Origin of the sequence: uncultured Methanofollis sp., assembly GCF_937919355.1 — an archaeon.
Taxonomy (GTDB): domain Archaea; phylum Halobacteriota; class Methanomicrobia; order Methanomicrobiales; family Methanofollaceae; genus Methanofollis.
In genome coordinates, this window is the sequence record NZ_CALFSA010000025.1 from 1 (window position 1) to 6,720 (window position 6,720).

Sequence of the window (6,720 nt, forward strand, 5' to 3'; positions counted from 1 at the left end):
AGCGTTCAACCGGTCTTGTCGGCCTCGACCTCGTCCTGAACGGGGGGATCCCGAAGGGGACAGTGATCATCGTCGCAGGCACGCCCATAAACGGACTCGACCTCTTCGCTCACCAGTTCTGGAAAGGAGACCCTGACAACCCCGAGGAGGGGACGTACCTGATGATCGACGGACAGGTCGAGGAGGGGATGATCGATGCACGGGAGATCCCCCCGGACCAGTACCCCGACCACCTGCACGGCCAGCGTATCGTCATCGACTCGCTCTCGAGCATCATCCTCAGGCACGGTATCGACCCGGCCATCGACCTCGTGACCCGCGGCCTGCGGGAGAAGGTGGCCGACGGCTCGAATGTGATACTCACCATGTACCCCGGCATCCACCGGAATGCAGACGAGTTCAAGCTCATCCGGGAAGTCGACGGCTACATCGAACTCAAACAGGGGATAGAAGGTTCCGAGGTGGGGAGGATGCTCGGCGTCTTCAAGATGGTCGGGACAGAACTCCCCAGGCAGCTTGTCCCGTACAATATCACCGCCGAGGGCCTCGAACTCTCGACGACGAAGAGAGTCGTCTGAGCGACCTTTTCGTTACAATACTTTTTTTTTCAGAGAGATTCTGGTGCAGACGACCGAGAGGTGTTCGAGGGGTGGTGATCCTCCGAAGAAGGTGCGGATCGACAGACTTCCCCCGATCGAAACCGGGGGCAAGCCCCCGGACTGCGAAAATCACAGATTTTCTCGACTCCCTTCGGTCGTCCCCCACTTGCGATTGGTTCCGGGAAGAGCGAACAGGAGATTCGGAGGAGGGAGAGATTGCCCCATCCCCACCTATCCTGAGCGGGGAACGAGCGAGAGCGAGTTCAAGAAAAAAAGAAGATCAGTATTCGGCCCTGAGGGCCGCGGCGGCCTTTACCATTGTGGAGAGTTTCCCGTAGGCCACGTCCCTCTCAAGCATCCGGAGACCGCAGTCTGGGTCGATGAGCATGTTCTCGGCGCCGAAGACATCGATCCCCCGTGCAATCCTCTTCTCGATCGTCTCGACACTCTCGACGCCGGGGTCGGCGGAGGCGACGCAGCCGTATCCGACCGGCCGTCCCTTCAGGTCCTTCGACGAGAGGAGGTCGAGGTTCCCCCTGTTCTCGGAGAACTCGAAGTCGAGGACTGAGACCTGGATCTTCAGGATGTCGTCGACCGCACTCTCCAGGTTCCCGCAGACATGGAGACAGGAGGGGATGCGGAGCACCGAGGTGATCAGGTCCACCGCCTGCCTCCCGACGGCGAGGTCGGCGGCGCCGGTGGAGAAGATCGGTTCGTCGATCTGGACCATCGTCACGCCTGCGGCCTGGAGAGCCCGCGCCTCCGAAGCGAGGGCCTGCGCAAGGTCCAGCACCACCTCGTCCCGCCCCCTGTACGCCGGCGTCTCGATCCGCAGGCCGTGGGCGAGGGTCGAGGGACCGGTGATGATCCCCTTCACCTTCGGGTGCATCGAGAGGGCGTATTTCGTATCCGCAACGGTGAGGGGTTTATCGGGAGGCTCGATCCTGCCGATGACGCTCTGCCCCCTGATACCGGGCAGGCGGGAGACGAACGCCGTGATCATGTCGCCCCGGACCTGCCCGTCGGAGATGATATCGACGCCGGCCCTGAGCTGGTCAGCGACCGCTGTCTCGACCGCCCCGTGCAGGGGGTTGAGGAGGGAGCGGAGCCCCCCGGCCTTCACGACCGGGTAACTCCCGACGACCGTGGTCGGCAGGACCTTCGAGATAAAGTTCATGGGACGACTCTATGCCTGTCACGCGGGAAGAGCACGGCCTCCCTGATGTTCGGGAGGTCGAGCATCGTCATGATCAGCCGTTCCATACCCATACCCCAGCCGGAGTGGGGGGGCATGCCGTATTTGAAGGGCTGGAGATAGAACTCGAAACTCTCCGGGCTTAATCCTTTTGCTTTGATCTGCTCGACAAGGAGGTCGTACTGGTGGACACGCTGGGCGCCCGAGGAGAGTTCCATCCGCGGGTGCATCATGTCGAAGGCCTTGCAGATGGACGGGTCGTCCTCGTACGGCATCGCATAGTACGGCCTGATCGAACTCGGCCAGTCGACGATGAAGTAGTGCTCGCCCATCTCCTCGCCGATCGCCCTCTCCGAGGGGGTGGAGAGGTCGTCGCCGTAGGCGATCGGTTCGTCGATCTTCTTTGCCGCAATGTCGATCGCGTCGGCGTACGGGATACGCGGGAAAGGCGCCTTCGGCACCTCGAAATCAACGCCAAGGTCGGCGAGGGCGTCGGAGCAGGTATCCGCGACGACGGCGTACTGGTGGGAGACGAGGTCTTCGAGGACCTTCATGACGTCTTTGTGGTCGGCGAACGAGACCTCGACATCGATGGACGTCGCCTCGTTGAGGTGCCTGAGCGTGTTGTGCTCCTCGGCCCTGAAGATCGGGCCGATCTCGAAGACCTTCTCGAAACCGGCGGCCATCATCATCTGCTTGTAGAGCTGCGGGCTCTGGTTGAGGAAGGCCTCCTTCTCGAAGTAGGCGATCGGGAAGAGTTCAGTGCCGCCCTCGGTCGCCGCGGCGACGACCTTCGGGGTGGTGATATTGTAATAGCCGCGCTTCGAGAAGAAGTCGTACGTGGCGGCGGTGACCGCACTCCTGATCTTGAAGATCGCCGCCACACGGGGCTTCCGCACATCGAGGAACCTGGCGTCGAGCCGGGTTTCGAGTTCGGCCGGCACTTTCTCGACGACGTCGAGGGGCAGGGGGCTCTCGCAGAGGGAGATGATCTCGAAGGTCTCGGGGGTGAGTTCGCGGCCGCCCGGCGCCTTCTCGATCGGCTTCACGGCGCCGCTGACGCGGACGACCGACTCGCGGGAGACAGTCTTTGCGGCCTGGAGGACGGCTTCAGAGACCTTCTTCTTGACGACAGTGACCTGGATGATCCCGGTCCTGTCGCGGATCAGGAAGAAGGTGAGTCCGCCAAGGTCGCGGATCTCGTGGACCCAGCCGGCGATTTCGGCACGCTCGGTGTCAGGGGTTACCTCGTTGATGGGAGTACGCATGTACAATCCTGTACCTATGGGGGTGGATGGGATATGGGCTTTATGATAGACCGGAGAGCGAAAGATCCTGCATGAAGAGAGATCCCCTGCAGAGCCGGCACCAGGATCATCAGGAAACGGCTTAATAAAAGCGGAGACGATAGATGGATATGCAGAGGATAGACATTCTTGCCTGTTGTGTCCTCGTCCTATCGCTTCTCGCCTGCGGGTGCACACAACCGGGCGGTGACGGGGCGCAATCAGGCACGAACACCACCACCGTGCCGGCCCTTACCCCCGGATCCCCTTCCCCCCAGGCTGAGTCCAGCAGTCCCCGGGCGGTCCCGACCCCGCCGGGCGAGTGGGACGGGAAAAAACCCTATGACGTGAAGTTCGTCGACCCGGCGACATACCACATCACTCTCACCGTGACGCCGACCACCACCCCCGTGAAACCACCAAATGACCTGCATGTCGATACAGTAGCCATGAAAGACTATGCGAAGATCTCGTCCACGAAAGTGGAGAAGGTGATGACCACCGAGATCTATCACATCCCGTTCCCGTACTGGGAACTCGACTACACGGTCAACGCGCAATTCAAGGAACGTGCACGCTTCGACCTCGAGGTCAGGGACGCTGAGGACCCGAACCGTCTCCTTGCCGAGGTCAATATGAACAGAGCCAATTTCATGACCCCGAAAAATAATACGTTGGGGAATACGGCAAACTCGGGCACGCTCCTCTTCCGGGAAGGGTTCAAAGATTATTATTTCGTGATCCGGACCGACAAGATCAGTTCCTTCTCTCTCGTGATCAAGGTGCCGGAGAAGTACCTGGTGTAAACAGGGACTCTTCTTTTTTCTGCTGGCTCAGGACAATTTCCAGGTTATACATGTCGACGGCCGATTCATATGCCTGCCATTCCCGGTCGGCCTCTCCAATCCGTTTTTCAGCCTCGCTATACTGCCTGAGGTCGTAGGCCTCCGCCGACGCCGACCAGAGGGTATAGGCACGGTTCAGGTGGCCGAGGGCCTGCAGGTATGCGTCCCTGACACCCAGATGGGTCTCGGGGACGGCGGTCCCCTCGATCGCCTGCATGTGTCGTGCGGTTGTGGCGACGCCGCGGTCGGCCAGGCCCCTGAACTCTGTCATATAGGCATCAGACTCCCTGAGGGAGGGGGCTTTGCCGACCGAACCGATGAGCGCGGAGACGTCCCTGTCAAGAGCGGCGAGGTCGGTCTCGGAGGAGGCAATAGCATCCCCGAGCACTCTGACCTCGTGGTGCTGCATCAGCACCTGGAAGACGGTCCACCCGACGACGGCGACGACGAGCACCGCCACGACGACACCACAGGCGGTCAGCGCCTTGCGCAGTTTCGGCGTCATCGTCGGTTTCTTCAACGTCGGCACCTTCGGCCGGAACGTCTTCAGGTCGGAGACCTGGAGGTGAGTGAGTTTCGCCTTCAGGTCACCGATCTTCCGGACAAGTTCTTCCTGATCGGGCATCTTCAGGTTCACCACAAGCCCTCACCTCCGGGAAGGGGATCGACCGGGCGGACCGTGTAGTGCGTGGGCCTGACGATGTAGCGGAGGGGGATTATGGTGGGGGTCTCCGACCTCACGCTCGAGATCGAACCGTGGGTCACGTCGCCGACAGGGAATGGTTTTCCCCAGCGGTCAATATTCCCGGGATTGGTCCTCGGGAGCGGGAGATAGTTCGTCGTCTCCACGTAGTAGTAGCGCTTGCCGCCGAAATCATAGGATCTCGGGGTATAGTCAGCATAGTACGGACCATTTCCCGTCATCTGCACGCCGACGGCCATGTGGTCCGAGTACCCCAGGAGGACGGTGTCGTAGCCCATGAAGGTGAGGAGGGACGCCGCGAGGATCGACGAGTCCTCGCAGTCTCCCTCCCCGTCGACAAGGGTCTCGACAGGATATTTCGGGTACTCGACACCGCCGGGGGTATGGATGGCCTGCGCGGGGACCGCACCGCCGGTATAACTTGCAGGGGCGTCGTCGGAGGAGTACGGGAGTTGCTGGACAAAGAACAGGACATCCATCACCCGCCAGTAGTCCTCGTCAGGGGTGTTGAAGCGGGGTGAGGCGATCTGCCGGGCGAGGGCTTCGAGGTACGGGCGTTCATCTTCAGAGAGTGCGTACCGTCCCCAGGCAGAGTGGTCAGCCATGCGTGGGGTCTTCCTCTCCCTGTCAAAGAGAGATGACGGGATTTCCAGCGTGGCAGTCTGGACGCCGCCGTCGATGGCAGTCCACCTGAACTCCCTGATGATCTCCTTCCCGGCAGGGTCGGGGGTCAGGGCCGGGGTGGTCACCACGGGTGCGGGTGTGGGGAGAGCGCCGGGAGTACTGTCGTCACCTGGCCCTCCGGAGAGGGCGGGTTTGACGACGAGGGCGACGACGAGCACGATGACGACCCCGACAAGAACCGAGAGTATGTCCTGACGATCCATATGCAATTCCTGAATAAATCAACGAAATTTTGAATGTACACATATAATGTAACAAAATATTTAAACCATGTCAAATAGGTGAAACTTAAAAACCAAAGATTTGATATAATACTAGAGTATTATGCTGCAAAACCCGGTACCCGGTCGTTTCCTCCTCCTCCCTCTCGCCCTTCTGGTCCTCGCTCCCTTCATCGCCGCCGCGGCTTCCCGCACCTCTGTGGGGGAGACCCTGTTCTGGGTCGCCGCCGGGATGGTGGCCGTCATACTCGTCCCGGCCGCAGGTCCGCGCCTCGCGGCCGCGGGAAAACCGCATGTCCCGCCCCTATGCTCGGCGGTGCTCCCGGGGTTCGGCCAGGTGATCAACGGCAACCTGGGAAAAGGGTTTCTCGTATCTGTCCTCTGCGCCTTCGGGCTGAAAGAAGTGTCAATGATAGGCTTCGTCATCGCCGGCGGCGCCTGGGTCTGCGGCGTCGCCGACGCCTTCGTCACCGCCTACCGCATGAAGACGGGCAGCGTCCCCCTGCTCCCCGTGCCGCGGGCGGTCTTCATCGAGTATGTCGTCCTGGGACTTGCGGCGGCCTACGCCCTCCCCTAACCGACGAGGGCGGCGGCAAACCTCTCCCCCTCAGGGGTGAGGGAGTAGATGATCCAGTTCCCCTGCGCGACGCCCGCGATCAGATCGGCTTTTTTGAGCACATTGAGGTGGTACGAGAGGCGGGAGTCGGCGACCGCCACCACCTCCCTGATCACGCAGACGCAGAGGGGCTGGACGGCGAGGAGGAGGAGGATCTTCAGGCGCACGGGATCGGAGAGGGCATGGAACTGCTGCGACCGGAGGGCGAGCGTCTCCCTGTCGGGGAGGAGGCGCGTGAGGCCCACGACACCGCCGACCCGTGCGAGGTCGTCTTCAACAGGTTCAGGAATTGGCATGTTTTATACTCTCCAGAGCCCACAGGGCTATTTCAAGATAGTATGAAATGGATATCCTTATACCCTTTGGGATAGGGATACTATTTCAACAAATCTTGAAACATGCGGACGTGAAACCTATGGCAGAAAACACACAGAAAAAGACCGAAAAGTCAGGCATCGTCTCGAAACTCATGGGCGCCCTGAAGGGCAAGGACTGTGGGTGCTGCTGCTGCGGCACGAAGATCGTCCCGAAGAAGGGAGAGAAGAAGGACGAGTAAGGGCGAGGGGATGAC

General features: G+C 60.8%; 9 protein-coding genes. 4 read left to right on the forward strand and 5 right to left on the reverse strand.

Going from position 1 to position 6,720, the window contains the following annotated elements; all coding sequences use genetic code 11:
• A partial coding sequence (locus tag Q0520_RS01425; RefSeq protein WP_298665704.1) for an ATPase domain-containing protein occupies nucleotides 1-578 on the forward strand: 578 nt, incomplete at its 5' end.
• A 301-nt stretch (nucleotides 579-879) separates the two neighbouring features.
• Here the strand turns inward: Q0520_RS01425 and Q0520_RS01430 are convergent.
• Together Q0520_RS01430 and aspS are read right to left on the reverse strand one after the other, a co-directional pair.
• Nucleotides 880-1,776 carry a methionine synthase gene (locus Q0520_RS01430; RefSeq protein ID WP_298665706.1) on the reverse strand — a complete coding sequence of 299 codons (897 nt, stop codon included), beginning with the start codon at nucleotides 1,774-1,776 and terminating at the stop codon, nucleotides 880-882.
• A complete protein-coding gene (gene aspS / locus Q0520_RS01435; protein ID WP_298665719.1) occupies nucleotides 1,773-3,062 on the reverse strand; it encodes an aspartate--tRNA(Asn) ligase in 1,290 nt (429 codons plus the stop codon). Before aspS ends, Q0520_RS01430 begins: the two co-directional genes overlap by 4 nt.
• Nucleotides 3,063-3,205: 143 nt before the next feature.
• Between aspS and Q0520_RS01440 the strand changes: the two genes are divergently transcribed.
• On the forward strand, nucleotides 3,206-3,886 hold the full coding sequence (locus Q0520_RS01440; RefSeq protein ID WP_298665707.1) for a hypothetical protein: 681 nt from the start codon (nucleotides 3,206-3,208) through the stop codon (nucleotides 3,884-3,886).
• Here the strand turns inward: Q0520_RS01440 and Q0520_RS01445 are convergent.
• Nucleotides 3,858-4,562: a hypothetical protein gene (locus tag Q0520_RS01445; RefSeq protein WP_298665709.1), complete on the reverse strand. Its 705-nt coding sequence runs from the start codon at nucleotides 4,560-4,562 to the stop codon at nucleotides 3,858-3,860. The genes Q0520_RS01440 and Q0520_RS01445 overlap by 29 nt on opposite strands.
• Complete coding sequence (locus Q0520_RS01450) at nucleotides 4,559-5,515, reverse strand: hypothetical protein (protein WP_298665711.1); 957 nt, start codon at nucleotides 5,513-5,515, stop codon at nucleotides 4,559-4,561. Before Q0520_RS01450 ends, Q0520_RS01445 begins: the two co-directional genes overlap by 4 nt.
• A 121-nt stretch (nucleotides 5,516-5,636) precedes the next feature.
• Here Q0520_RS01450 and Q0520_RS01455 point away from each other — a divergent pair, with 121 nt between their 5' ends.
• Nucleotides 5,637-6,110: a hypothetical protein gene (locus Q0520_RS01455; RefSeq protein WP_298665713.1), complete on the forward strand. Its 474-nt coding sequence runs from the start codon at nucleotides 5,637-5,639 to the stop codon at nucleotides 6,108-6,110.
• On the opposite strand, the gene Q0520_RS01460 is transcribed toward Q0520_RS01455, so the two are convergent.
• Nucleotides 6,107-6,445, reverse strand: coding sequence for a helix-turn-helix transcriptional regulator (locus tag Q0520_RS01460; protein ID WP_298665715.1), 339 nt, complete (start codon nucleotides 6,443-6,445; stop codon nucleotides 6,107-6,109). The genes Q0520_RS01455 and Q0520_RS01460 overlap by 4 nt on opposite strands.
• Before the next feature lie 119 nt (nucleotides 6,446-6,564).
• Between Q0520_RS01460 and Q0520_RS01465 the strand changes: the two genes are divergently transcribed.
• A complete protein-coding gene (locus Q0520_RS01465) occupies nucleotides 6,565-6,705 on the forward strand; it encodes a hypothetical protein (protein ID WP_298665717.1) in 141 nt (46 codons plus the stop codon).
• The last annotated feature ends 15 nt before the right edge of the window (nucleotides 6,706-6,720 follow it).